General features: G+C 69.1%; 25 protein-coding genes and 1 tRNA gene. 13 read left to right on the top strand and 13 right to left on the bottom strand.

Going from position 1 to position 25,068, the window contains the following annotated elements; all coding sequences use genetic code 11:
- Nucleotides 1–217: 217 nt before the first annotated feature.
- The 4 genes from DR046_RS16860 to pdxH all read right to left on the bottom strand — a co-directional run bounded on the left by DR046_RS16860 (nucleotide 218) and on the right by pdxH (nucleotide 2,123).
- Nucleotides 218–294: transfer RNA gene (locus tag DR046_RS16860), tRNA-Pro, on the bottom strand.
- A gap of 43 nt (nucleotides 295–337) precedes the next feature.
- On the bottom strand, nucleotides 338–796 hold the full coding sequence (locus tag DR046_RS16855) for a DUF192 domain-containing protein (protein ID WP_115383557.1): 459 nt from the start codon (nucleotides 794–796) through the stop codon (nucleotides 338–340).
- Nucleotides 793–1,347, bottom strand: coding sequence for a cold-shock protein (locus tag DR046_RS16850; protein WP_115383556.1), 555 nt, complete (start codon nucleotides 1,345–1,347; stop codon nucleotides 793–795). Before DR046_RS16850 ends, DR046_RS16855 begins: the two co-directional genes overlap by 4 nt.
- A 158-nt stretch (nucleotides 1,348–1,505) precedes the next feature.
- Nucleotides 1,506–2,123, bottom strand: coding sequence for a pyridoxamine 5'-phosphate oxidase (pdxH, locus tag DR046_RS16845; RefSeq protein ID WP_115383555.1), 618 nt, complete (start codon nucleotides 2,121–2,123; stop codon nucleotides 1,506–1,508).
- A gap of 68 nt (nucleotides 2,124–2,191) precedes the next feature.
- On the opposite strand from pdxH, the gene fabI reads away from it, so the two are divergent.
- Genes fabI through gpt form a run of 3 tightly spaced genes read left to right on the top strand, consistent with a single transcriptional unit; the run spans nucleotide 2,192 to nucleotide 4,150 of the window.
- Nucleotides 2,192–3,007 (top strand): enoyl-ACP reductase FabI, encoded by an 816-nt coding sequence (fabI, locus tag DR046_RS16840; RefSeq protein WP_115383554.1) that lies wholly within the window; start codon nucleotides 2,192–2,194, stop codon nucleotides 3,005–3,007.
- Nucleotides 3,007–3,621: a LysE family translocator gene (locus DR046_RS16835; RefSeq protein WP_115383553.1), complete on the top strand. Its 615-nt coding sequence runs from the start codon at nucleotides 3,007–3,009 to the stop codon at nucleotides 3,619–3,621. Before fabI ends, DR046_RS16835 begins: the two co-directional genes overlap by 1 nt.
- Before the next feature lie 25 nt (nucleotides 3,622–3,646).
- The gene (gene gpt, locus DR046_RS16830) at nucleotides 3,647–4,150 is read left to right on the top strand and encodes a xanthine phosphoribosyltransferase (RefSeq protein WP_115383552.1); all 504 of its coding nucleotides are present in this window, start codon (nucleotides 3,647–3,649) and stop codon (nucleotides 4,148–4,150) included.
- On the opposite strand, the gene DR046_RS16825 is transcribed toward gpt, so the two are convergent.
- On the bottom strand, nucleotides 4,132–5,490 hold the full coding sequence (locus DR046_RS16825; RefSeq protein WP_115383551.1) for a cytochrome P450: 1,359 nt from the start codon (nucleotides 5,488–5,490) through the stop codon (nucleotides 4,132–4,134). The genes gpt and DR046_RS16825 overlap by 19 nt on opposite strands.
- The gene (locus DR046_RS16820) at nucleotides 5,487–6,677 is read right to left on the bottom strand and encodes a hypothetical protein (protein WP_115383550.1); all 1,191 of its coding nucleotides are present in this window, start codon (nucleotides 6,675–6,677) and stop codon (nucleotides 5,487–5,489) included. The genes DR046_RS16825 and DR046_RS16820 overlap by 4 nt, the downstream gene beginning before the upstream one ends.
- 59 nt (nucleotides 6,678–6,736) lie before the next feature.
- Here DR046_RS16820 and DR046_RS16815 point away from each other — a divergent pair, with 59 nt between their 5' ends.
- Nucleotides 6,737–6,952, top strand: coding sequence for a sulfurtransferase TusA family protein (locus DR046_RS16815; protein WP_115383549.1), 216 nt, complete (start codon nucleotides 6,737–6,739; stop codon nucleotides 6,950–6,952).
- A 146-nt stretch (nucleotides 6,953–7,098) separates the two neighbouring features.
- Here the strand turns inward: DR046_RS16815 and iscR are convergent, their stop codons facing one another.
- Nucleotides 7,099–7,557 (bottom strand): Fe-S cluster assembly transcriptional regulator IscR, encoded by a 459-nt coding sequence (gene iscR, locus DR046_RS16810; protein WP_115383548.1) that lies wholly within the window; start codon nucleotides 7,555–7,557, stop codon nucleotides 7,099–7,101.
- 112 nt (nucleotides 7,558–7,669) lie between these two features.
- On the opposite strand from iscR, the gene DR046_RS16805 reads away from it, so the two are divergent.
- The 7 genes from DR046_RS16805 (at nucleotide 7,670) to DR046_RS16775 (ending at nucleotide 12,923) form a co-directional block, all read left to right on the top strand.
- Complete coding sequence (locus DR046_RS16805) at nucleotides 7,670–8,323, top strand: alpha/beta hydrolase (protein ID WP_115383547.1); 654 nt, start codon at nucleotides 7,670–7,672, stop codon at nucleotides 8,321–8,323.
- A gap of 57 nt (nucleotides 8,324–8,380) precedes the next feature.
- Nucleotides 8,381–8,899: a hypothetical protein gene (locus DR046_RS24330; RefSeq protein ID WP_245190983.1), complete on the top strand. Its 519-nt coding sequence runs from the start codon at nucleotides 8,381–8,383 to the stop codon at nucleotides 8,897–8,899.
- Nucleotides 8,900–8,915: 16 nt separating this feature from the next.
- Nucleotides 8,916–9,476 (top strand): HD domain-containing protein, encoded by a 561-nt coding sequence (locus DR046_RS16795; RefSeq protein WP_245190982.1) that lies wholly within the window; start codon nucleotides 8,916–8,918, stop codon nucleotides 9,474–9,476.
- 423 nt (nucleotides 9,477–9,899) lie between these two features.
- Nucleotides 9,900–10,478 carry an EF-hand domain-containing protein gene (locus DR046_RS16790; RefSeq protein ID WP_115383545.1) on the top strand — a complete coding sequence of 193 codons (579 nt, stop codon included), beginning with the start codon at nucleotides 9,900–9,902 and terminating at the stop codon, nucleotides 10,476–10,478.
- A gap of 189 nt (nucleotides 10,479–10,667) precedes the next feature.
- The gene (locus DR046_RS16785) at nucleotides 10,668–11,876 is read left to right on the top strand and encodes an NADP-dependent isocitrate dehydrogenase (protein WP_115383544.1); all 1,209 of its coding nucleotides are present in this window, start codon (nucleotides 10,668–10,670) and stop codon (nucleotides 11,874–11,876) included.
- 95 nt (nucleotides 11,877–11,971) lie between these two features.
- The gene (locus tag DR046_RS16780) at nucleotides 11,972–12,592 is read left to right on the top strand and encodes a YitT family protein (RefSeq protein ID WP_115383543.1); all 621 of its coding nucleotides are present in this window, start codon (nucleotides 11,972–11,974) and stop codon (nucleotides 12,590–12,592) included.
- Between the two features lies 1 nt (nucleotide 12,593).
- On the top strand, nucleotides 12,594–12,923 hold the full coding sequence (locus tag DR046_RS16775) for an SMR family transporter (RefSeq protein ID WP_115383542.1): 330 nt from the start codon (nucleotides 12,594–12,596) through the stop codon (nucleotides 12,921–12,923).
- A gap of 25 nt (nucleotides 12,924–12,948) precedes the next feature.
- Here the strand turns inward: DR046_RS16775 and alaS are convergent, their stop codons facing one another.
- Both alaS and recA read right to left on the bottom strand, forming a co-directional pair.
- The gene (gene alaS, locus DR046_RS16770; RefSeq protein WP_115383541.1) at nucleotides 12,949–15,597 is read right to left on the bottom strand and encodes an alanine--tRNA ligase; all 2,649 of its coding nucleotides are present in this window, start codon (nucleotides 15,595–15,597) and stop codon (nucleotides 12,949–12,951) included.
- Nucleotides 15,598–15,776: 179 nt separating this feature from the next.
- A complete protein-coding gene (recA, locus tag DR046_RS16765) occupies nucleotides 15,777–16,847 on the bottom strand; it encodes a recombinase RecA (protein WP_115383540.1) in 1,071 nt (356 codons plus the stop codon).
- 164 nt (nucleotides 16,848–17,011) lie between these two features.
- Here recA and DR046_RS16760 point away from each other — a divergent pair, with 164 nt between their 5' ends.
- Nucleotides 17,012–17,602 carry a gamma-glutamyl kinase gene (locus DR046_RS16760; protein ID WP_115383539.1) on the top strand — a complete coding sequence of 197 codons (591 nt, stop codon included), beginning with the start codon at nucleotides 17,012–17,014 and terminating at the stop codon, nucleotides 17,600–17,602.
- Between the two features lie 18 nt (nucleotides 17,603–17,620).
- Here DR046_RS16760 and DR046_RS24325 read toward each other — a convergent pair whose 3' ends face one another.
- From DR046_RS24325 to guaB, 3 genes are all read right to left on the bottom strand, one after another.
- On the bottom strand, nucleotides 17,621–20,431 hold the full coding sequence (locus DR046_RS24325) for an ATP-binding protein (protein ID WP_245190981.1): 2,811 nt from the start codon (nucleotides 20,429–20,431) through the stop codon (nucleotides 17,621–17,623).
- 160 nt (nucleotides 20,432–20,591) lie between these two features.
- The gene (locus tag DR046_RS16750; protein WP_115383538.1) at nucleotides 20,592–21,767 is read right to left on the bottom strand and encodes an RsmB/NOP family class I SAM-dependent RNA methyltransferase; all 1,176 of its coding nucleotides are present in this window, start codon (nucleotides 21,765–21,767) and stop codon (nucleotides 20,592–20,594) included.
- A complete protein-coding gene (gene guaB, locus DR046_RS16745; RefSeq protein ID WP_115383537.1) occupies nucleotides 21,768–23,213 on the bottom strand; it encodes an IMP dehydrogenase in 1,446 nt (481 codons plus the stop codon).
- Nucleotides 23,214–23,350: 137 nt separating this feature from the next.
- Between guaB and DR046_RS16740 the strand changes: the two genes are divergently transcribed.
- The gene (locus DR046_RS16740) at nucleotides 23,351–23,905 is read left to right on the top strand and encodes a hypothetical protein (protein ID WP_115383536.1); all 555 of its coding nucleotides are present in this window, start codon (nucleotides 23,351–23,353) and stop codon (nucleotides 23,903–23,905) included.
- 183 nt (nucleotides 23,906–24,088) lie between these two features.
- Here the strand turns inward: DR046_RS16740 and speB are convergent, their stop codons facing one another.
- Entirely contained in the window at nucleotides 24,089–25,051 is a 963-nt protein-coding gene (gene speB / locus DR046_RS16735; RefSeq protein ID WP_115383535.1) for an agmatinase, read from the bottom strand.
- Between the last annotated feature and the right edge of the window lie 17 nt (nucleotides 25,052–25,068).

The following is a 25,068-nucleotide window of genomic DNA, read 5'->3' as shown; positions in this document are numbered from 1 at the left end:
GGGCTGAACCGGGGATAAATGCGCGGGAACAGACTCGCCCGGTCGGGCGTTCGATGCCCTTCCACGACGGGGCCGCGATAAGTGTTGAAAAGATGGCAGGAAGATGACGCCAACATCCCGGTCCGCAGCGCCCGACCCGGCGGAGGACCGTGGCGCGGGCGTCACGCCAAAGCCTGATTCGCCTCCGAAGGGGGGGGTCGATTCGAAATAAGGGATGTGGTCGGGGCGGCGAGATTCGAACTCACGACCCCCTGTACCCAAAACAGGTGCGCTACCAGACTGCGCCACGCCCCGACCGTGCGGCCCGCCTATCACCGGCGCGCGCGGGGGGGAAGCCTCAGTCGCAGGGCCAGGCGGCCAGGTCCTGCGGCATCGCCGGAGAGCGCAGCTCGTCCCCCGGGCCAAGGCCCAGCGTTTCGGCCATGCCGCCATTGATCTCCAGCACGGCAAGACCCGGCGCCTCGGAGCGAATGGGCGTTTCGTCCAGAGGCACCGCGTCGGGATGGATGTTGATGACGGTCCCGGTCTCGTCGAGGAAGATCATGTCGAGCGGAATCAGCGTGTTGCGCATCCAGAACGACAATGGCTGCTGGCGGTCGTAGACGAAGAGCATGCCCGCCATGCGGGCCATCTCTTCCCGGTGCATCAGGCCGCGCGCCTGTTCCTGGGGGGTGAGCGCCAGCTCGACGCGGAACCGCACGGTCCCGAAGTCGCCGCGCAGGTCGACATGGCCCGGATCGCAGGACGCGGCGGCGGGTCCGGCAAGCGCCAGCACCGCCAAAGCGGCCCGGATCATTCCACGTAATGTTCCCATCTGCGCACCTCCAGGGCCAGCTTGCCGCGCGCGCCATCCACGGCGCGCAGGCAGACTGCCTCTCCGGGTCCCAGATCCGCAAGCCCGAAGCGCCGCAGCACCTCGATATGGATGAAGACGTCTTCGCTGCGTCCGAAAACGTTCGCGAAACCAAAGCCTTTGGCCTTGTCGAACCACTTAACCCGCGCGGGAAGATAGGGAAGGCTCTCGTCGATGGGCTGCAGATAGTCCGGGACGGGGGCGCCTTCGGGCAGGTCGATCTCCGTCGACGGCTCCTCGACCTCCAGCACCTCGACGGCCTGCAGGCCCCGCTCGCTGCGCTGGACCCGCAGCGTGACGCCGCTGCCATCGCCGATCGACCCCTGGCCGAAGTTCCGCAACACGTTCACGTGCAACAGGATGTCCCGCTCGACTTCAGGCGAGACGACGAAGCCGAACCCACGTGCGGCATCGAACCATTTCACATGACCCCGGACGATCTGACCGCCCTCCGCCTCGCCCTCTGCGTGCGTCGTCTTCGTGCCGAACGTCATTTCCGTCCTTAAGCTAGATCGTGTTCCCTTACGTAAACCATTATGGGACCAAACAGAGGGGTTTCATACTCCCGCGAGAGGGCGGCACAAGACAAAACGCATAGATTGTAGTCGATTGATGCGGCGCCGCGACGTCATGCGCAAGGGACCGCCGATTGTCAGGGATAGAGGCGCGTCGCCTTCCAAATGCCATGATCGCGAGTCCAGCGATAGCGGTCGTGCAAACGAAATCGTCCGTCTGCCCAAAATTCGATCTCGACCGGCCGGATGCGGAACCCGCCCCAGAACGGGGGCCTCGCGGGCGCGGGTCCGTGCCGGGCCGTCGCCTTGGCGACCTCGGCCATCAGCGTGGCCCGGCTGTCGAGCGGGCGCGACTGCTCCGAGGCCCAGGCGCCCAGCCGCGACTGAAGGCTGCGGGACGCATAGTAGGCGTCGGCCTGCGCGTCCTCGACCCGCTCCACCGGGCCGCGCACGCGGATCTGGCGTCGCAGCGACTTCCAGTGCATCACGAAGGCGGCCTTCGGGGTGGCGGCCAGCTCCTGCCCCTTCTTGCCCTCGAAATTGGTGTAGAAGACGAAGCCGCCGGTCCCGTCGTCGCCGATCTCGATCTCCTTCAGCAGGACCATACGGACGTTGGGCAGGCCGTCCTCGTCGACGGTGGCCAGCGCGATGGCGTTCGGATCCTCGGGTTCGGACGCCTCGGCCTCGGCCAGCCAGGTGCGCGCGATCACGAACGGGTCGTCGCCCGCGAAGATGCCCGTCCTGTCCGACCCCATGCCCTGCCCCTTCTTGCTGCCCCTCCGGCAATCGCCTAAAGCCCACAGCGACGCAAGCGGAGGGTGACATGTCGGGTATCATGGCGGGGCAGCGCGGGCTTATCATGGGCCTCGCCAACGACAAGTCGATCGCCTGGGGCATCGCGAAGGCCTGTGCCGACCAGGGTGCGGAGCTCGCTTTCAGCTACCAGGGGGAGGCGCTGCTCAAGCGGGTCGGGCCGCTGGCCGCAAAGGTTGGCTCCGACATCGTCCTGCCCTGCGACGTCTCGGACGGGGCGTCGATCGACGCGCTGTTCGACGGGCTGAAGCAACGCTGGGACCGGCTCGACTTCGTGGTCCACGCCATCGGCTTCTCCGACAAGTCGGAGCTGCGCGGCCGCTACCTCGACACATCGCTGCAGAACTTCCTGACGACGATGAACGTCTCGGTCTATTCCTTCACCGCCGTCATGCAGCGCGCCGAGAAGATGATGACCGAGGGCGGATCGGCCCTGACCCTGACCTATTACGGCGCCGAGAAGGTCATGCCGCATTACAACGTGATGGGCCTCGCCAAGGCGGCGCTCGAATCCTCGGTGCAGTACTTGGCCGAGGATCTCGGCCGCGACGGCATCCGCGTGAACGCGATCTCGGCGGGCACGATCAAGACGCTGGCCGCTTCCGGGATCGGCGATTTCCGCTACATCATGAAGTGGAACGAATACAACTCGCCGCTCCGCCGGACCGTGACCATCGAAGAGGTCGGCGCCTCGGCGATGTACCTGCTGTCGGATCTCAGCTCGGCGGTGACGGGAACGATCCACCATGTCGACGCGGGCTACCACGTGGTCGGCATGAAGAACGTCGACGCCCCCGACATCACGCTGGAGAAGAAGGACGGCTGATGGAGACGCTGGGTCCCGGCCATCTCCTCGCCTTCAACGCGGCGCTGCTGGTAGCGGTGCTGGGACCCGGTCCGGCCTTCGTTCTCTGCGTGCAGGCGTCCCTGCGGGGCGGGCGACGGGAAGGCGTGCTGACCGGCGCCGGGCTGGCGGTGATGGCGGGCCTCTGGACGCTGGCGGCGCTGCTGGGACTGGAGACGCTGTTCACCGTCGTGCCCGCGGCCTACACGGCGCTCAAGATCGGCGGCGCGCTCCTGATCCTGGGCTACGCGGTCCACACCTGGCGCAGCGCATGCCTTCCGGTCGACGCGACACCGCCGGTGTCGTCGCGGCGCGCGTTTCTGCGAGGCGTGGCGTTGAACCTCGGCAACCCGAAGTCGATCCTGTTTTCGGCGGGCGTCCTGCTGGTGATCTTTCCGCCGGTCCTGTCCAACCTCGAGATGGCCGTCATCACGGCCAACCACATCGCGCTCGAACTCGTCGTCTACACGCTGCTCGCAACCCTGCTCAGCCGCCCCGCGGTCCAGACCCGCTACCTGACATGGAAGCCCATGATCTCGCGCGCGACCGCGCTCGTCCTCGGGGCGCTGGGCCTCCGCCTGCTGGTCTCGCAATGATTTCCGTTCCTTGAAGGAGGCCCCGATGGCCACGCAGCTTCCCCACGAAAAGGGCTTCCACATCAGCTGGGACCAGATCCACCGCGACAGCCGCGCGCTGGCCTGGCGGCTGGACGGGCGCGGGCCGGGCGACGGGTCCTGGAAGGCGATCGTCGCGGTCACGCGCGGCGGGATGGCGCCGGCGATGATCGTGGCGCGGGAACTGGACATCCGGCTCGTCGATACGATCTCGGTCAAGTCCTACGACCACCAGACCCAGGGCGAGGCGCAGGTCCTGTCGAAGCCCGAAGCCAGCGTTGTCGGCGACGGGACCGGGGTCCTGGTGATCGACGACCTCGTCGACAGCGGCAAGACGCTGGAAGTCATCCGCGATCTCTACCCCAAGGCCCATTTCGCGACTGTCTACGCCAAGCCCAAGGGCGAGCCGATGGTGGACACCTTCATCACCGGGGTCAGCCAGGACACCTGGATCTTCTTCCCGTGGGACATGGCGCTGCAATATGTCGAGCCCTATCGCGGCACCGACTGACGCCGCCTGAGCCGAAGGTGGATGCCGTCCCGCGCCCGCACCGTGAGGTGGGCGACCGGAACGGGAAGCGGGCCCTCAGCCGCGATGTCGAAGGCAGCGACGGCCCGGGCCAGAAGCAGCACGCCCTCGGCCATCGCGAAGCCCGCGCCGGGGCAGACGCGCGGGCCAGCGCTGAAGGGCATGTAGGCGCGGCGCTGCGACTCCTGCGCCTCCTCGCGCCGCCAGCGGTCCGGGTCGAACCCGTCCGGATCGGCCCAGAGCCGCTCGTGACGGTGCAGGTGCCAGGGGCTGAGCACGCATTGCGCGCCCTTCGGGGCGGCGCGGCCGCGAAAGGTCTCCGGCCGCGTCGTCTCACGCACCATCATCGGGACGGGCGGGTAAAGGCGGAGCGTCTCGCGGAACACGTCGCGTGTGAAGGACAGCCTGGAGAGTTCTGAAAAGGCGAGGTTCTCCCAATCCATCCCCTGCCCCTCGGCGGCGACGCGCGCCTGCGCCTCCGGATGCGTCGCCAGCAGATAGAGCGCCCAGGCCAGCGCCGAGGCGCTGGTCTCGTGGCCGGCCAGGAAGAAGATGGCGACCTGGTCGATCATCTCTTCAGTGTCGAAGCGGTGGCCTGTCTCGGGATCGGGATAGGTCATGATCTTGGTGGCCAGGTCGTCCGGCGCGGTCCCGTCGCCGATCTGCCCCGCCCGCCGCTCGACCAGGGCGGCGATGGCGCCCCGGATCGCGCGGGCGGCGACCAGCGTGCGCCTGCGGTGCAGGCGCGGCACCCAGCGTGGCAGGGGGATCAGCGCGGCGAGGTTGAGCAGGGGCTGCGTGCGCTGATAGGCGCGGAACTCGCGGAAGACCTGCGCGGCCAGGCGGTCCTCGATGGGCACAGAGAAGAGCGTGCGGAAGATCACGTCGGCGGCGGCGTAGCTGGCCGCCTCCTCGATCTCCTGCGCCCCTTCGGGCAGGCGCGCGGCCATGGCGTTCGCCGCGTCCCGCATCGCCGGAAAGGCGTCGCGCAGCCGTCCCCGCCCGAAAGCCGGGTCGATGATCCGGCGCTGGCGCTTCCACTCCTCCCCGTTGGTGACGAAGACCGAACGCCCCAGAAGCGGCGCCAGACCCTCGCGGATGCGATCGGACTTGGGGAAGTCCCCCGGCCTCTCCTTTAACACAAGATCAAGGAGTTGCGGGTCGTTCATCATGTAGCTGCGGAAGAAGGGCGTCCGGAACTCTGCCATCCAGGCGCGGTAGAGGCGTGCGGGCTGGGCCGAGAGGATATCCGCGCGGAACCGGCGGCCGTAGTCCAGCAGCCCGACCCGGTCGGGCCGGGGCACGGGCTTCGGTGGGATCATGCCGCCATCGCGGTGTAGCGGTTGACCGCCGCCGTCAGCCGCGATGGGCTGGGCGCGCGCCCTGCGAAGCGGGCGCCGAGGGTCTGCGGGCCGGCCGTGATCCGGAAGTAGTCGTAGTCGCCGGGCCGGTCGAAGGCGCAAAGATACTGGAAATGCAGGCGGAACCAGCGGCGGCGCAACTCGGCCCAGCGTTCGGGGGAAAGCGTCTTCGTGAAGGCGGCCGAGATCACGAGCGGCCAGCGCTGCCCCTCGGGGGCGACGCCGGACACCGCCACCGGGTCGCAAAGCGCGAAGGCGCAGCCATCGCCCGGCGCGGTGACATCGATCCAGGGGATGCGATCCTGCCCGCCCGTCAGATGAAGGTCGGCGCGCAACCTGTTGGCGTCAGGAAGAAAGCTGACCATGGGAACGACATGGCCCAGCGTCAGCAGGGCACAGCGCCCCTCGGGCACGCGGCCCGCGCGCAGCAGGTCGGCCAGCACCGAGACCGCGAGATGCGCCCCGGAGGAATGGCCGACGACCAGCACCTCGTCCCATGCGCCGTCCAGCGCCTTGGCGATGCGGTCCCCGAACTCCGCCATCCGCGCCTCGAGCTCGGGCGGGTTGGCCCCGCGCCAGCGGGCGGAAAAGGCGTAGTCATGCATCAGGTAATGGGCGAAGACCTTGGAATCCTTCGCCTTGAACCAGCGCAGCAGAAGGTAGCCGAGACCCGCCCCCAAGACGGCGCCGGCGACGCCGCCAGCGAGCCCGAACCCGGCTCCGATGCGGATGGCCGCGCCGAGGACGATCAGCGCCGCAAGTGCCTGCAGCAGAAGGAAAACCACCGGATAGAGCGCCGCGATCACCGGACCCTTGCGCAGCCGTGCCAGCCTGAGCAGCGCGCCGGACGAAATGTAGATCCAGGCCGTGCGGAAGAGTGCCGCATAGGTCGCGCGGAGCGTGCCGGACATCGACCTGGAGACGATGTCCGACCAGACCAGCACCTCGACATGGGCCTCGCTGTGCGCGCCCTCCATCTCGGCCTCGACGATCCAGGAATAGGGGCCGTCGCCTTTGCGCTGCTCCAGTGAGTAGCCGGAAATCGCCGCCTGCGCCGCGCCCTCCTTGCGGTAGAGTTCGCGGTAGCGGCGGGGGTGGAACGGGTCGTAGCCCGGGATATACAGAACGCGGCGACGGAACACGGTCATGGCTGGCCCTTTCGCGCGCGAGCGTGGCAGCCTGAAGCGGCGAAAATAAGGAGATTCGGATGGAGCCCGACCTGGAGGTCGACGCGCGCGGCCTGCTCTGCCCCCTGCCCGTTCTGCGGCTGCGCAAGCGGATGCAGGCCCTGCCTTCGGGGGCGCTGGTGCGGTTGCTGGCCGACGATCCGGCGGCGCATGTCGACGTCCCCCACTTCTGCGCCGAGGCCGGTCACGCGTTTCTCGGCGCCGAGGGTCACAGCTTTACCCTGAGAAAGGGTTAAGGGAAGGAGCGTCGGATTCCGTGGGTGATGCGCGGGTGATCCGCGTCGGATCTGTGTCATACGTCACGTGCGCACGATTCTCGGCCCGCTGGGGCGTATCCGTGCGACTGCGCCGGGGCCGGTGAGCGGCAGGGGAACCCCTCGCGTCACTCGTCGATGAGCTGGAACAGGTGCGGCACGGCCGGGCACGGCGTCAGCTCGTTGCGGACCACGTCCGACAGGCGCGTCTGGTGCAGGAAGACGTAGACATGGGCCGAGAGCGATTCCCACAGCCGGTTGGTCATCGACTGCGCGCGCGAGCCCGAGACCGCGCCCTTGGCTCCGGCGCCCATCTGCATGGCGCTCACCGTCTCGTCCACGGCCTCGAGGATGTCGGAGACGCGGATCTCGGTCGCCGACCGGGCCAGCCGGTAGCCGCCGCCCGGGCCGCGGACCGAGGCGACCAACCCTGCGCGGCGCAGCTTGACGAAGAGTTGCTCCAGATACGGAAGCGAGATGTCTTGGCGGGCCGAGACCTCGGCCAGGGTCGACAGCGTGCCGTCGGGCTGCATCGCCAAATCGGCGAGCGCGACCATGGCGTAACGACCCTTGGTGCTCAGCTTCATCGCGCCCTCCGTGATTGACCTTCCCGCCCCCGGCGCATACCTCTCCGAGGCCGCGCGCGGCAAGTGCCGCGCCGCGTCCCCCGACTGTGCGATCCGACCGCGAGGAGCGACGATGCCCGAAGTGATCTTCCAAGGCCCGGACGGCCGGCTCGAAGGCCGCTACCATCCTCAGAAGGTCCGCGACGCGCCCATCGCCATCGTGCTGCACCCGCATCCGCAGTTCGGCGGGACGATGAACAACCGGGTCGTCTACAACCTGCATTACGCGTTCCACTCGCTGGGCTTCACCGTGCTGCGGTTCAACTTCCGCGGCGTGGGCCGCAGCCAAGGGGAATACGATCAGGGCATCGGCGAGCTGTCGGACGCGGCTTCGGCGCTGGACTACCTGCAGTCGATGAACCCCAACTCCAAGCATTGCTGGGTCGCGGGCTTCTCGTTCGGCGCGTGGATCGGGATGCAGCTGCTGATGCGCAGGCCCGAGATCACCGGCTTCATCTCGGTCTCGCCGCCTGCCGACCGCTACGATTTCAGCTTCCTCGCGCCCTGCCCGTCCTCGGGCCTGATCATCAACGGCAGCGCCGACCGTGTCGCGCCGCCCGCGGACACGACGGCCCTGGTCAACAAGCTGCACGAGCAGAAGGGCATCACCATCACCCACAGGGAGATGGAGGGCGCCGGCCACTTCTTCGAGGATCCGATGATGGACCCGATGATCGAGACGGTGAAGGAATACGTCTCGCGCCGGCTGACCGAAACGACGCGCTAGCAGGGCCTTGCACCTGCGTCGCGGACCGCTAGCCTCTGCCCGAATCCGGAGGACGCAATGGGCATAGCCGAAGAGACCGCCGACAGGCTGGCCGCCGACGTGATCAGGCATATCGAGGCGACCGGCGACGAGGACATCATCACCCTGATCGGCAAGGCTCTGGGCGACAGCTCCCAGACCTTGCAGGAGGCCTTCGTGACCTCGGTCCGGGTACAGCGGGCCGCGATCCGGGCCGATCAGCTGATCGCGGCGCGTGCGCAGGAACTGGCCGCCCGGGGCAGGACGCCCGAGGCCGCCGCCGCGGCGCCGAAGCCCGCGCCCGAGATGGCCAGCGCCGAGACGCAGCCGGGTGACGCCCACGAGGAGGACTGGCCGGGCGATGCCGGGACGGCGGCGCCCCGGACCGTGGAGCCCGAGCCAAACCGGGCCGCCCAGCGGGCCCGCGAATTGCTGGAACGCCGCAAGGCCGAACGCGCCGCCGCCGAGGAGGCCCTTGGCAAGGGGGAATCCGAGGCCGCCGCGCGCAAGGGCCGCCGGGCCGTGCCACAGGTCAAGACCGATCCCCGGCTCGGCTGATCCCCTCGACGCCCGCATGGCGTTCCTGATGGAGGCCGGGAGGCTCTCCGCTGTCACCCGCGCGACGCGGGTGGTCGACGGATCGCGCTTCGAGAACTCGGCCGAACATTCCTGGCATCTCGCGCTCTTCGCGCTGACCCTGGCGCCGCATGCGCCGGACGGCGTGTGCATCGACCGGGTGATCCGCATGCTGCTGCTGCATGACCTGGTGGAGATCGACGCGGGCGACGTGCCCTTCTTCGCCGAAGGCGCGGCGGACAGTGCCGGTCAGGTCGAGGCCGAGGCCCGCGCCGCCGAGCGGATCTTCGGCCTGCTTCCGGAGGATCAGGGCCGGGCGTTCCGGGCGCTCTGGGACGAGTTCGAGGCGGCGGAGACGCCCGATGCGCGCTTCGCCAAGGCGCTGGACAGGTTCCAGCCGCCCAACCTGAACCTCGCGACCGGGGGCGGGTCCTGGAACGACTACAATGTCGACGAGGCCCGGCTTCGCGACCGTCTGGGCCCGCGCATCGACCGCGGCGCGCCGGCGCTCTGGGCGTGGATCGCCCCGAAGATCGCGGGATTCTTTGCAAGAATTTAGACCGTCGCCTCGAAATCATCGGATAGCGTCCGGGAACGTGACGGGCAGGTGGCGATGCGGGCGGGTCCTGCAACGAACGCGCGACTGAGCCGGATTGCCGCCGCCAGGGCGGTCAATGTCCCGCCCGGAAATCAGAATACGGCCCTGCAGTGGTCAATCCGAAGATGTCCAAGAAGGCGGACGCGGCGAGGTGCCGCGGACACTCACCCGCTCCCACGTTCTGGCGAAGCCTGGGGAGCGGTAGGCCCGGCCAAGGTTACGGCCGGGCCGCCCCCTCGCCCCCTCCCCTCCTCGGATTTGGCCGCTCGGCGATCCCCCGCCTTCGTCGGGTAAGTCCAGGAACCAAGGCCACTTGCGTTTGTTACAACCTGGAGTGGCAAGACCAGACAGGCCGCTCCCTTTTCACAAGAAACGGAGAGACCCATGAAAACCCTCGCACTGACGACCAGCACCGCCCTCCTGCTCGCCGGCGCCGCGACCGCGCAGGTCTTCGGCCCGACCTACGGGACCGACCTCGACCGCGACACGTTCGGCACTGGCTTCCAGTCCACCGGCTATTACAATGCCGTGGACATCAACGACGACACCTATGTCGATCAGAACGAGTTCTCGACCGGGCTCTATTCGTCCTACGACATGGATAACGACCTCCAGATCACGGAGGACGAGTTCCAGACCGGCTACACCAACTGGTGGGGCACCGACGGCTACGACACGACCTGGTACGACACCTACGACGTCGACTCGTCGGGCTATCTCGACCAGTCGGAGTTCGGCCAGTTCTACGGTGACGAGTACGGCGACTACTATGCCGAGCTCGACGTGAACGACGACGACCTGCTGACCGAGGACGAGTACACGACCGGCGTCTACAACGCCGCGGACCTCGACCGGAACGCCGTGATCTCGATCGAGGAAGAAGGCTGGTTCGAAGGCTGGTTCGACGGCGACGACATCGAAGCCGAGATCGAGTCGGTCGGCCCCGTCTACAGCGACACCTGACCTAAGCGCGCCCGAGAGGGCTTGCGACCGATCACCGGAACGCCCGCACGCCCGCCGTGAGGGCGTTCCTCGCGACCTGGCGGAGCACCGCCGCCCGTCCGTGGTATGCCGTCGCATACAAGGTGGACCCCGTCCCCGGTCCTGCGCTAGAGGGCGGTCAGGACGCAACCGGACCAGAGGCCCCAGCCCATGTCGAAGATCAAGGTAGAGAACCCCGTCGTCGAGCTCGACGGCGACGAGATGACCCGCATCATCTGGCAGTTCATCAAGGACAAGCTGATCCTGCCCTATCTCGACGTCGATCTGCTCTACTACGATCTGGGCATCGAGGCGCGCGACGAGACCGACGACCAGATCACCATCGACGCGGCCGAGAAGATCAAGGAGGTCGGCGTCGGCGTGAAATGCGCCACGATCACCCCCGACGAGGCGCGGGTGGAGGAGTTCGGGCTCAAGAAGATGTGGCGCAGCCCGAACGGCACGATCCGCAACATCCTGGGCGGCGTCGTCTTCCGCGAGCCGATCATCTGCTCGAACGTGCCGCGCCTCGTGCCCGGCTGGACGCAGCCGATCATCATCGGCCGCCACGCCTTCGGCGACCAGTACCGCGCCACCGACATGAAGTTCCCCGGGCCCGGCAAGCTGACAATGAAGTTCGTCGGCGCCGACGGCTACGAGGAGGAACACGAGGTCTTCGACGCGCCGTCCTCGGGCGTGTTCATGTCGATGTACAACCTCGACCAGTCGATCATCGACTTCGCCCGCGCCTCGTTCAACTACGGCCTCAAGCGCGGCTACCCGGTCTACCTGTCGACCAAGAACACGATCATGAAGCAGTATGACGGGCAGTTCATGATCCTGTTCCAGAAGGTCTTCGACGAGGAATTCGCCGACCGCTTCAAGGAGGCGGGCCTGACCTACGAGCACCGGCTGATCGACGACATGGTCGCCAGCGCGATGAAGTGGTCGGGCGGCTATGTCTGGGCCTGCAAGAACTACGACGGCGACGTGCAGTCGGATACCGTGGCGCAGGGCTTCGGTTCGCTCGGCCTGATGACCTCGCAGCTGATGACGCCCGACGGGAAGATCGTCGAGGCCGAGGCGGCCCACGGCACCGTCACCCGCCACTACCGCCAGCATCAGGCCGGCAAGGAGACCTCGACCAACTCCATCGCGTCGATCTTCGCCTGGACGGGGGGGCTGAAGCACCGCGCCAAGCTCGACGACAACGCGCAGCTTCTGAACTTCGCCGAGACGCTGGAGAAGGTCGTGGTCGATACGGTCGAGAGCGGCCACATGACCAAGGACCTCGCCCTGCTGGTCGGGCCGGACCAGAAGTGGCTGACGACGATGGGCTTTCTGGAGAAGGTCGACGAGAACCTCCAGCAGGCGCTCTGACCGCGGCTTCGGACCGGCTGCGCCGGTCCGACCGGTGCGAGGGGGCTCTGCCCCCTCGCGCTCCCCCGGAGTATTTCCAGCCACAGGAAGCGGCCATGCCGGACGAGTGCGAGCCTCACCTGGCAATGCGCCACACGCCGCTGGAGGACGCGCAGGCGCTGCTGCTCGGTGCGGCGCTCTGCGCGCTCGGGGTGCATCTGCTGCGCGCCGACGGGCTGGTGACCGGGCAGACGGCGGGGCTGGGCGTGCTGCTGAGCTATGTCTCCGGCTGGTCCTTCGCGGTCTGGTTCTTCGTGCTGAACCTGCCCTTCTACGTGCTGGGCTGGGTGCGCATCGGGCCGCGCTTCGTCGCCAAGACGGTGATCGCGGTCACGCTCGTCTCGGTCTTCTCTGCCGCGCTGCCCCGTCTCCTCGTGATCGAAAGCTTCTCGCCCTGGACGGCCGCGGCCCTGGCGGGCGGGGTGATCGGCGTCGGGCTGCTGGCCATCTTCCGCCACGGCGCCTCGCTCGGCGGGGTCGGCATCCTGGCGCTCTGGCTGCAGGAGCGGCTGGGCTGGCGCGCGGGCTGGGTGCAACTCGGCTTCGACGCGGTGCTGTTCGCAGCGGCCGGTTTGGTGCTGGCGCCGGAGGCGGTGATGGCGTCACTGCTCGGCGCGGTGATCGTGAACCTGATCGTGGCTGTCAATCACCGCGGCGATCGGTATATCGGCCGCTGACATGCCTTGGCTCCTGCTCGTTCTCGCGATCCTCACCGAAACCATCGGCACCACGGCGCTGAAGGCGTCCGCCGGGTTCACGCGGCTCGCGCCGTCCCTCGTGACGGTCTGCGCCTATGCGGCATCCTTCTGGCTGCTGGCGCATGTCCTGAAGACGGTGCCGGTGGGTATCGCCTATGCGATCTGGTCGGGCCTCGGGATCGCCTTCATCGCGGTGATCGGCTGGCTCTGGTTCGGGGAGCGGCTCGACGCCCCCGCGATGATCGGCATGGGCCTGATCGTGGCGGGGATCGTCGTGATGCAGGTCTTCTCGAACAGCACGGGGCACTGAGCCCGCGCGGGCGGGCCGGGGCGCGTCACGCCCCGGCGATGGCCTTCTCGACGGCAGCCAGCGCGGCCTCGGCCTGCGCGATGTCGGCACCGCCACCCTGCGCCATCTCGGGCCGGCCGCCGCCGCCGCGGCCGCCGAGCGCCTCGACGGCGATCTTCACGAGGTCGGCCGCGCTGACGCGGTCGGTGAGGTCCTTCGTCACGCCGATCGCGACCGCGGGCTTCGCGCCGGTATCGGCGATCAGCGCCACGATGCCCGAGCCAAGGATCTGCTTCTGCTGGTCGATCATCGGGCCGAGATCCTTGCCGGAGACGCCGGAGATCACCTGAAGGACGACCTTCATCCCGTTGATCTCCTTCGCCTCGGCCCCGGCGCCCATCGCGGCCTCGCGGCGCAGGCGCGCGATCTCGGCCTGAAGCGCCTTGCGCTCGTCCATGAGCGCGCGCACCCGTTCGCCGACCTCCTCGGGCTGCGCCTTGAAGAGGTTGGCAAGCTCCGTCACGCGGCGGTCCTGGGCGCGCAGGTAGTCCATCGCGGGCTGCCCGGTCAGCGCCTCGATCCGGCGGACCCCCGCGCTGGAGGCCTGATCGCCGAGCGCCACGAAGGCACCGATCTCGCCGGTGCGCGCGACATGGGTGCCGCCGCAGAGCTCAATCGAATAGGTCGTCTTGTCCGTCCCCTTGCCGGAGCCGTCGAGCCGCCCCATCGACACGACCCGGACCTCGTCGCCGTATTTCTCACCGAAGAGCGCCTGCGCGCCGAGATCGCGCGCGGCATCCGGGGCCATGACCCGGGTCGAGACCTCGGAGTTCTGGCGAATGTAGCGGTTCACCTCGGCCTCGATGCGCGACAGCTCCTCCGGGGTCAGCGCCTGCCCGTGGCTGAAGTCGAAGCGGAGCCGGTCCTCGGCGTTGAGCGAGCCGCGCTGCGCGACATGCTCGCCCAGGGCGGCGCGCAGGGCCTCGTGCAGCAGGTGCGTCGCCGAATGGTTCGCGCGGATCGCGCTGCGGCGCAGGGTGTCGACGACCAGCTCGGCCGACTGGCCGGCGCACAGCTCGCCCTCCTCGACCTCGGCCATGTGGAGGAACAGCCCGGCGGACTTCTTCGTGTCGGTGACGCGGACGCGGCCGGTCTTCGTGCGGATCGTGCCGGTATCGCCGACCTGGCCACCCGCCTCGCCGTAGAAGGGCGTCTGGTTGACGACCAGCGCCACCGTCTCGCCCGCCTTCACGGCGTCGACTTCGGCCCCGTCACGGACCAGCGCGAGAATCTGGCCTTCGGCGGTCTCGGTGTCGTAGCCGAGGAACTCCGTCGCGCCGTGCTGGTCCGCGAGGTCGAGCCAGATCGCCGCGTCCGCCTGCTCGCCCGAGCCGGACCAGGCGGCGCGGGCGCGCGCCTTCTGCTCGGCCATCGCCGCGTCGAAGCCCGCGGTATCGACTTTCAGGCCCTTCTCGCGCAGCGCGTCCTGCGTCAGGTCGAGCGGAAAGCCGTAGGTGTCGTAGAGCTTGAACGCCGCCTCGCCCGGCAGAGTCCCGCCCTCGGGCAGGCGGCCGACCTCGTCCTCGAGCAGGCGCAGGCCACGGTCGAGCGTGGTGCGGAACCGCTCCTCCTCGCCGCGCAGCGTCTCCTCGATCAGGGGCTGGGCGCGGCGCAGCTCGCCGTAATGGCCGCCCATCTGGTGGACCAGCGCCGGGACCAGCCGGTGCATCACCGGATCGGAGGCGCCGGTCTGGTGGGCATGGCGCATCGCGCGGCGCATGATCCGGCGCAGGACATAGCCGCGCCCCTCGTTCGAGGGCATCACGCCGTCCGCGATCAGGAAGCCGGTTGCGCGGAGGTGGTCCGCGATCACCCGGTGATGCACGTTGTCCGGCCCGTCCGGATCGGTGCCGGTGGCCTGCGCGCTCGCCTCGATCAGCGCGCGCATCAGGTCAGTGTCGTAATTGTCGTGCTTGCCCTGGAGCAGCGCGCCGATCCGCTCCAGCCCCATGCCGGTGTCGATGGACTGCATGTCGAGCGGCTCCAGCCGGCCATCGGCGAACTGCTCGTTCTGCATGAAGACGAGGTTCCAGATCTCGATGAACCGGTCGCCGTCCTCGTCCGGGCTGCCCGGCGGGCCGCCGGGGATGTGGTCGCCGTGGTCGTAGAAGATTTCGGTGCAGGGGCCGCAGGGGCCGGTCGGGCCCATCCGCCAGAAATTGTCGTCGGTGGCGATGCGTATGATCCGGTCGTCGGGCAGGCCCGCGACCTTCTTCCAGATGTTCGCCGCCTCGTCGTCAGTATGGTAGACCGTGACCAGCAGGCGCGACGGGTCGATCCCGAACTCCTTCGTGATCAGGCCCCAGGCCAGCGCGATCGCGTCGTCCTTGAAGTAATCCCCGAAGCTGAAATTTCCCAGCATCTCGAAGAAGGTATGGTGCCGCGCCGTGTAGCCGACATTGTCGAGGTCGTTGTGCTTGCCGCCCGCGCGCACGCATTTCTGCGAGGTCGTCGCGCGGACGTAGTCGCGCGTCTCCTGCCCGGTGAAGAGGTTCTTGAACTGCACCATCCCCGAGTTCGTGAACATCAGCGTCGGGTCGTTGCGCGGCACCAGCGGAGAGCTGTCGACCCGGGCATGCCCGTTCTTCTCGAAGTAGTCGAGGAAGGTCGTGCGGATGTCGGTCAGGCTGGGCATCGGTGCGGGTTCCTTGGAGGCGTGCGACGGGCTACCTAACCGCGCCTCCGAGCCCTGTCGAGTGGGTCGCGGGGCCGATCTGCGCCACGGGAAAGGGGCCGCCCCGTCGGACGGCCCCTCTCGCAATGTTCTCTCGGCACCGCCGGCGCATCCAGGGCCTCGGCCCCGAGGGCGGCCGGTCAGTCGTCGAGGACCTCGTCCTTGTCGGACTCGGTCATGTGGAAGTCGAGCCCGTGGGCCGCGCGGATCTTGTCCTCGATCTCCAGCGCGACCTTCGGGTTGTCGCGCAGGAACTGCTTGGAGTTCTCGCGCCCCTGCCCGATCCGTTCGTCGCCATAGCTGAACCAGGCGCCGGACTTGTCGACCACGCCGGCCTTGACGCCGAGGTCGAGAAGCTCGCCCATCTTCGAGATGCCCTCGCCATACATGATGTCGAACTCGACCTGCTTGAACGGCGGGGCCACCTTGTTCTTTACCACCTTCACGCGGGTCGCGTTGCCCACGACCTCGTCCCGATCCTTGATCGAGCCGATGCGGCGGATGTCGAGCCGCACCGAGGCGTAGAACTTCAGCGCGTTGCCGCCAGTCGTCGTCTCGGGCGAGCCGAACATGACGCCGATCTTCATCCGGATCTGGTTGATGAAGATGACCATGCAGCCGGACCGGTTGATCGAGCCGGTCAGCTTGCGCATCGCCTGGCTCATCAGCCGTGCATGCACCCCGACCGAGCTGTCGCCCATGTCCCCTTCGAGCTCGGACTTGGGAGTCAGCGCCGCGACCGAGTCGACCACGACCATGCTGACCGCGCCCGAGCGGACCAGCGTGTCGACGATCTCCAGCGCCTGCTCGCCGGTGTCGGGCTGCGAGATCAGCAACTCGTCGAGATCGACGCCCAGCTTCTTGGCGTATTGCGGGTCGAGCGCGTGCTCCGCGTCGACGAAGGCGCAGACGCCGCCCTTCTTCTGCTCTTCCGCGATCGCGTGCAGCGTCAGCGTCGTCTTGCCGGAGCTTTCGGGGCCGTAGATTTCGATGACGCGGCCCTTGGGCAGGCCGCCGATGCCCAGCGCGATGTCCAGCCCCAGCGAGCCGGTCGAGGTCGCCTCGATATCCGGCATCTGGTTCTGGCCACCGAGCTTCATGATGGAGCCCTTGCCGAATTGCCGCTCGATCTGCGCCAGCGCGCTATCGAGGGCCTTCTGCTTGTCGGCGCTCTTTTTGTCAGCCATGTCGAGAAGGTTCGCCGTTGCCATGTGATCCGCCCTTGTTACATGCTGCCGCAACTGCGGCAATCGCGGTTTATGTTCGCGTCTTGTTCCTGCGACCGATATGGGACAAAGTGAGAACATATTCAAGTCCGATCGATGAATCAGACTAGGCGCAGGGTGGTTAACCGTCCGTTACCGCGAGGGAGAGGATGCTCGTTTTCTGGAAGGCCCGCTTCGTCCTGCTCGCGGTGCCGAAGACCGGCACCACCGCGCTCGAGGCCGCGCTCGCCCCGCTCGCGGATGCGGCGATCCTGAACCCGCCGGGCCTCAAGCATTGCGGCGTTGCGAAGTATCGCAAGGACCTCGCCCCGTTCTTCGAGCAGCGCGGGCGGCGCCCGCTGGAGCTTGTCGCCGTCATGCGGGAGCCGGTCTCCTGGCTGGGCAGCTGGTATCGCTACCGCAGCCGGCCCGCGCTCGACGGCCTGCCGAACTCGACGGCGGAGGTCGACTTCGCCGGTTTCGTCGAAGCCTATCTCGCGGACGACCCGCCGGAATTCGCGAAGCTCGGGTCGCAGGCGCGGATGCTTTCGGGCGGGGTCGACCACCTCTTCCGCCACGACCGCCCCGACGCGCTGCGGACGTTCGTGACCGACCGGCTCGGCCCCGTGCCCGAGCCGGAGCGCCGCAACGTCTCGCCCGACGGGGTGCTGGAGCTGCCCCCGGCGCTTCTCGACCGGCTGCGGACGGAGCGGGCGGAGGATTTCGCCCTGTGGGAGAGGCTGGTCGCGGGGACGCCGTGAGTCCCGGACGACTGAAGGTCAGTGAAGCACGTCCTCGACCGTGCGGGTAAGGTCGGAGAGCGAGAACGGCTTCGGAAGGAAGACGGAATTGGGCACGGCCGCGTTCTTCTCGGAGAGCGTGTCCTGCATGTAGCCCGACATGAACACCGTCCTCACGGTAGGCCGGTTCTTCAGCGCCTCCCGCACCCAGCTCGGCCCGTCCATCCCCGGCATCATGACGTCGGTCACGAAGAGGTCGACGACCAGCCCCTCGTCGCGCAGGGCGTCGAGCGCATCCTCGGCATTGGCGGCCTCGAGCACCGTATAACCGCGCAGGCGCAGGGCGCGGGAGGCGAAGGCCCGGACAGGCGCCTCGTCCTCGACGAGCAGGACGACCGGTTTCTGCACGGACGCGTTCTCCGCCGCGCCACCGCCGGGACCTGCGGCCCCCGCGGGTCGCGTTCTCGTGGGGGAATCCGCGGCGAGCGAGAGCGGGCGCTTCGGCGGGCCAAGCCGGAGCGGCTCGGTCCCGGTGCGCGGGTCTTGTCGCCCGAGAAGGGCGGCGATGGCCATCTCCGCCGAGATCTCCGGCGACGAGACATTCGCCAGGTCGTCTTCAGACCGAGGCGCGGTCTGGGCGCGATCCCGGGCGGGCTCGGCGCCGGCCGCGCGGTGCCCTGTCGGCGCGTCGCCGGTCGCGGTGACGTCATCCGCGAAAGCAGAGGGGCCCGTGACGGGATCGGCGGCTGTGGAACCCGTCGCCTCCGCCGGCGCTGGCGGCCCGGCGTCTACCTCGGCATTCGGAACCCGTCCGTTGCCGAGCGTCCGCGCGTCATCCGCGATCGCTGGCCGCTGCCCGGAATGGGCGCTGCCCACGGGATCCGCGAATGGAACGGACCCAGCGGGCATCTTCGGCTCGGCCGCGGCGCTCCGTTCATTCCGGGTGAGCGTGGGGGGCGGCTCCACGGCGGAGGCGAACGCCTCCTGGGCGGCGGGCGGCGTGAGGGGCTGGCGCAATCGGTGGCCGCGATCGGCGGGCGGCTCGGCGGGGAAATAGAGATGGAAGGTCGCGCCCTTGCCCGGCGCGCTGTCGGCGAAGATGAACCCGCCGGACTGCTTGACGATGCCGTATGCCATCGACAGGCCGAGTCCGGTGCCTTCGCCCGGGCGCTTGGTGGTGAAGAAGGGCTCGAAGATGCGGCGGAGCATGTCGGGCGAGATGCCGACGCCCTCGTCGCTGACGCTGACCACGACGTATTGGCCCGGCTGGACGGTGGCACGGTCGCGGATCATCGGCTCCTTGAGAAGGACGCAGCGCGTGTCGATCCGGATACGGCCGCCTTCGGGCATGGCGTCGCGGGCGTTGACCACCAGGTTCATCAGCACCTGCTCGAGCTGCCGCCTGTCGCCGCGGATCGGCACCAGCGCGGGATCGTGGTCGAGCTCCAGCGTCACCCGCTCACCGACGAGACGGTTCAGGAGGTGGGCCAGGTCGCTCAGCGTGTCGCGCAGGTCGACCTGCTGCATCTCCAGCGTCTGCTTGCGCGAGAAGGCCAGCAGCTGCCCGACCAGCGCGGCCGCGCGGTTGGCGTTCTGGGTAATCTGGGTCAGGTCGGCATAGTCCTCGTCGCCCTCGCCGTGGCGCAGCAGCAGCAGGTCGCAATGGCCCGAAATCGCGGTCAGCAGGTTGTTGAAGTCATGTGCGACGCCCCCGGCCAGCTGCCCGATCGCCTGCATCTTCTGGCTCTGGACGAATTGCGCCTCCATGGTCTTGAGCTCGGTCGCGTCGTTCAGCACCGCGAGCAGGCCGTCGCGATCGCCTTCCAAGGGTCGCCCGAGCGTCACCTGAAGGAAGGTTTCGCTGTCGCTGCCGGACACGCGGACGACCTCGGGCCGGTAGAGCCCGCGGCCCCCGACCGCGTCGGCCACCCATTCGCGCACCGACCGGCCCAGCCCCTCGACCATCGCGCCGAGATGGACGCTGCCGTCGCTGGCATGCGGCAGCAGGTCGCGCGCGGGGCGGTTGGCCGAGATGACATGCCCGTCGGCGTCGAGCCGCAGCAGCGCCACCGGCAACGCGTCGAGCGAGACCCGGCCGTCCGCCGTCTCGTCGACCGGGAGGACGAAGACCTCCTGCCGGCCATTCACCGGCTCGGACAGGACGACGCGCACCGTCTCCCAGCCGGCCTTGCCGCGCAGGCGGTTAGCCTGGCCGCTGCGCAGCGGCACCTCGTCGAACACGTCCTCGATCGACTTGGCGCGCTTGCCGACCATGCCGCGCAGCACGCCGTTCATGTAGAGGATGGTCCCCGAGGAGCCGAAGGTCAGGATCGGGAGGCCGTTGCCGTCGGATGCCCGGGGCGCGCGGTCGACCAGATCCTCGAGCCGCCAGAGGAAGCCGCCCGGGATGCGGTGGACGGCGACGCGGACATGGCCGCGGCGGGTGACCACGTCCTCGCGCGCGCTGTCGGACATCTCGGCCAGGGAGCGCAGGCGATAGACGACCGCGTCCGGATTGGCGAACAGCGTCTCGAAGACCGCGACCATGGTCGCCCCGTCGCGCCGTCCGAACCGGTCGAGCGCGGAGCGGTTCTGGGCGAATATCGCGCCTTCCGGATCGGTGCAGAAGCCCGGCGCGCCGTCGTGCTGGAGGAAGTCCATCACCACCTCCAGCCGGTGGCGGGCGAAGCGCTGCGAGAAGAAGGCGACCGCGTAGAGGCCGACCACGACGGCCATCAGCGCCGCCGCGGTCGCGGTCAGGATCTGCTGGATGACGGGGGAAGGCGTCGTCCAGGCCCCGATTCCAGCGGCGAAGGCCACCAGCGACAAGACGCCCGCGCGGACGTGCATTCGCCGTGTCTTCGTCGCCAGTTCAGTCAATTAGCAGACCCTCTCAGGCGCGGCGCGCGCCAGATCCCTCTCGATTCGCTTCTGCGAGTAAGCCCCGACACAGGTTAAGACGGCATTAATACCCGTTCATACGACGCCGAAACATGCGCCACGTCAAAGATTACCGTGCCGCGCCCGGCCAGAGCACCTGTAGATGGAACCCGTCCGCCCCGTCGAGTGGCGTGCAGGACCAGCGCGCCCCGGGACGGAGCCCGCAGCGGACCGAGGCGGCCTCGGTCCTGGCGGCATTCTCCTCGTCGAGGAGCGAGCAGGTCATGTAGCCGATCCATCCGCCCGGCCGGACCAGCGTCGAGGCGCGGTCGAGGATGCCGTCCTGGATCCCCGTCAGCGCGTCGAGGCGCGCCGCATCGAGGCGCCACTTCGCCTCGGGCGCACGCCGCCAGCTTCCGCTGCCCGAACAGGGCACGTCGGTCACGACGGCGTCAAAGGGTGCCTCGGTCTCGGGCCGGTCGGTCAGCGCGATCCGCGCCCCGGCACGGGCCGCGCGCGCGGGCAGGTCGCGCAGGCGGGCCGGGTCCGCGTCATGCGCGGTCACCGAGGCCCCGCGCGCCGCCATCGCCAGCGCCTTGCCGCCGCCCCCGGCGCAGAGGTCGAGGACGCGCATCCCCGGCTCGAGCGGCAGCCGCTCGACCAGCGCCTGCGATCCCGCGTCCTGGAACTCGAACAGACCCTCGGCGAAGGCCCCCGTGCCGGTCAGGCCGCGGGTCCGGCCTTCGACGGTGACGGCGTCCTCGGCAAGGTCGTGCGGCAGGGCCGCATAGCCCTCCTGCTCCAGCCGCGCGATCAGCGCGGCGCGAGAGATCCGGGCGCGGTTGGCCCGAAGGACCACGGGCGCGCGATGGCGCAGCGCCTCCAGCACGGGGGCGGTCCGATCCCCGAGCGCGGCGCGCATCCGCGGCAGCAGCCAGTCGGGAGAGTCGAGCGCCACGGCCTCGGGCATCGCGCCCTCGGGGGCGGGCGCCTTCCACGGGGCGGGGGCGTAGCCGTCGCCGGTGAAGAGCGTGGCGAGATCGGCGCCCTGCCCCCGCAGCAGGCCCGCCATAACCGCCCGCGCCTCCATCCGCTCCGGCGCGACGTCGCCCTGGCCGCCCAGCCAGGCCGACGAGCGCAGCCGCCGCAGCGCGCCGAAGACATGGTCGCGCACCGCCTCCCGGTCCTTCGAGCCGGCAAAGCGCGAGCCCCGTGCCCAGGCGGTCAGCTCGCGCTCGGCGGGCGCCCCTGCGAGGACACGGTCTAGGATCTCGATCGCCGCCTGGATGCGGGCGCCGGGGGTCACTCAGCTGGCCCGGTAGTTGGGCGACTCGCGGGTGATCTGCACGTCGTGGACATGGCTCTCGCGCAGGCCGGCATTGGTGATCTTCACGAAGGTGCAGTTGCCGCGCATCTCGTCGACGGTGGCGCAGCCGGTATAGCCCATCGCCGCCTTCAGCCCACCGACGAGCTGGTGGATCACCGTCCCCGCGGCGCCCTTGTAGGCCACCTGCCCCTCGATCCCCTCGGGCACCAGCTTGTCGGAGGCGGCGTCCTTCTGGAAGTAGCGGTCCGCCGAGCCCCGCGCCATTGCTGCGATGGAGCCCATGCCCCGATAGGCCTTGAACGACCGGCCCTGGTAGAGGATCACCTCGCCCGGGCTCTCGTCGGTGCCGGCGAGCATCGAGCCGACCATCGCGCAGGAGGCGCCGGCGGCGATCGCCTTGGCGAAATCGCCCGAGAACTTGATGCCGCCGTCGGCGATCACCGGCACGTCGCCCGCCGCGCCCGCGCTGTCCATGATCGCGGTCAGCTGCGGCACACCGACGCCCGCGACGACCCGCGTGGTGCAGATCGAGCCCGGCCCGATCCCGACCTTCACCGCATCCGCTCCCGCGTCGATGAGGGCGCGCGTCGCCTCGGCGGTGGCGACGTTGCCGGCCACGACCTGGACGTCGTTCGAGAGCCGCTTGATCCGGTCGACGGCGAGGCTGACGCCCTCGGAATGGCCATGCGCGGTGTCGACCACGATGAGGTCGCAGCCCGCCTCGATCAGCGCCTCGGAACGTTCGAACCCCGCGTCGCCCACCGTCGTCGCCGCCGCGACCCGAAGCCGTCCCAGCCGGTCCTTGCAGGCCTGCGGGTTCAGCACGGCCTGCTCCAGGTCCTTGATCGTCATCATGCCGGTCAGCCGGCCCTTGCCGTCGGTGACCAGCAGCTTCTCGATCCGGCGGGCGTGCATGAGCGACCGCGCCTCGGCGGTGTCCACCGGCTCCTGCAGGATGGCGAGGTTGTCGGAGGTCATCATCGCATGCACCGGCGTCGCGTCGTCGGTGGCGAAGCGCATGTCCCGGTTGGTGACGATGCCGACGACGCGGCTGTCGCGGACGACGGGGAAGCCGGTGATGCGGTAGCGCTCCATCAGGGCCTTGGCATCGGCCAGCGTCTGGTCGGGGGTCAGGGTCACGGGATTGTAGACCATCCCGCTTTCGAAACGCTTGACCCGGCGGACTTCCTTCTGCTGCGCATCGAGGTCGAGATTGCGGTGGATCACCCCCATGCCGCCGGCCTGCGCCATCGCGATGGCCATCCGCGCCTCGGTCACCGTGTCCATGGCCGAACTCAGCAGCGGGATGTTCAGCGCGATCGACTTCGTCACCCGGGTCCGCGTGTCGGCGGTGCCCGGCAGGACCCGGCTCTCGCCCGGGACGAGCAGAACGTCGTCGAATGTGAGGGCCTCGCGAATCTCCATGAGGTGTCTCCTGCGGGGATGGCGGTTGGCTCGTCCCTGTTTCACGGGCGGGCGAGGGTGGCAAGCGGACAGCGCGCCGCGATTCGACAGGCCGGATCGCCCGGCTAGGTCCAAGGGACGACCACGGAGGAAGCCCCATGCATCGACGCACCCTGCTCGCCCTTCTGCCCGCCGTACTGGCGGCCGCCTGCACCGGCCCGACCGGGACCGCCCTCACGCGCGCCGAGCGCGGCGCGCTCCGGATCGCCTCGTTCCGCGTCGACCCGAGCGGGGGCGACTTCCGTAACGCCGGACCGGACTACCGCAACCGCATCGTCGGCGACCTCGCCGAGGCCCTTCGGCGGGAGTTCTCGGACCGCGTGGACCCGAACGGCTGGGTGATGCAGGCAGAGATCGGCGTGCTCGACGTCGTCGGCGGCACGGCCACGGCGACGGGGCGCGGCCAGTCGCAGCTTTCGGCGACGCTGCGGCTGATCGACCAGCGCGGCGCGCTCCGGGCCTCCATCCCGCTCACCGTGACGGCGGGGGCAGCGCGCGAGACCCTGACCGGCACCGCCGTCGGTGCGATCACCGGAGGCCGGGACCGGTTCTACCGCGACCTGCTGGAGGCCTATGCCCGGGACGCCCGCACCGTCGTGCTGGGCGAGGACCTGCCGGGCGAGCGCCTCGTCCGCCGCGCCCGCGACCTCTGAGCCCTGCCCCTCTGAAGGGTGCGGCAGCGGCGCGCACCGCATTCCTTCCACGGCAGATGGCAACCGTCCGTTAAGGTTAACGCGCGCCCTCCCTCTTCGATGTCTCCATAAATATGCCGGGGGGAGTCGCCGCAGGCGGCGGGGGGCAGAGCCCCCCTTCCCCCGCGACCGGCCGCGCCGACCCTAGCCGCGCCGCGTCCAGCCCCAGAGGCAGATCAGCTCCATCAGCACATGCGCCCCGGCGATGGCCGTGGCGCCGGTCGTGTCGTAGGGGGGAGAGACCTCGACCACGTCGCCACCGACGAGGTTGATCCCGGCGAGGTCACGCAGGATCGCCGCCGCCTGGCCGGAGGACAGCCCGCCCCAGACCGGAGTCCCGGTGCCCGGCGCGAAGGCCGGGTCGAGGCAGTCGATGTCGAAGGTCAGGTAGCAGGGACGGTCGCCCACGACCTCCTTCACCCGCGCCGCTACGACGCCCGGCGCGGCCTCGTGGACGGCGCGGGCGTCGATCGTGGTCACGCCCAGCGGGTCGGGATTGACCGTGCGGATGCCGATCTGGACCGAGGTGGCGGGGTCGACGACGCCCGTTCTGACCGCCTTGTAGAACATCGTCCCGTGGTCGATCCGCTCCATGTCGTCGTCCGGCCAGGTGTCGGAATGGGCGTCGAACTGGATCAGCGATATGGGTCCGTGGACCTCCGCATGGGCCTGGAGGATCGGGAAGCTCACGTAATGGTCGCCGCCGATGGTCAGGCAGCCCGCGCCCTGCCGGAGGATCCCGCGGGCATGCTCACGCAGGGTGTCCGGAAATTGCGCAACCCTGGCGTAGTCGAAGCCGAGATCGCCGTAGTCGGCGATGGCGAACTCCTCCAGTGGCGAATAGCCCCAGTAATAGGGCGGATCGAAGGGCTGGAGCGTCGAGGCCTCGCGCACCGCGCGCGGCCCGAAGCGCGCGCCGGGGCGGTGGGTCACCGCCTGGTCGAAGGGCACGCCGGTGATCGCCAGGTCGAACCCGCTCAGGTCCTTCGTGTAGCGCCGCCGGAAGGCGCTGACAGCACCCCCGAAGGCGTTCTCGAAGGCCAGTCCCTTCGCGTCCTTGCGCGTGACCGCCATGTCGACCTGATTGCGCGCATCCTGCAGGGCCATGCTCCGCCTCCCGATTG

The sequence above is a fragment of the Jannaschia formosa genome (assembly GCF_003340555.1).
GTDB classification, from domain to species: domain Bacteria; phylum Pseudomonadota; class Alphaproteobacteria; order Rhodobacterales; family Rhodobacteraceae; genus Jannaschia; species Jannaschia formosa.
The sequence above is the reverse complement of the archived record's forward strand: the minus strand, read 5'-3'. Positions and strand labels throughout refer to the sequence as shown.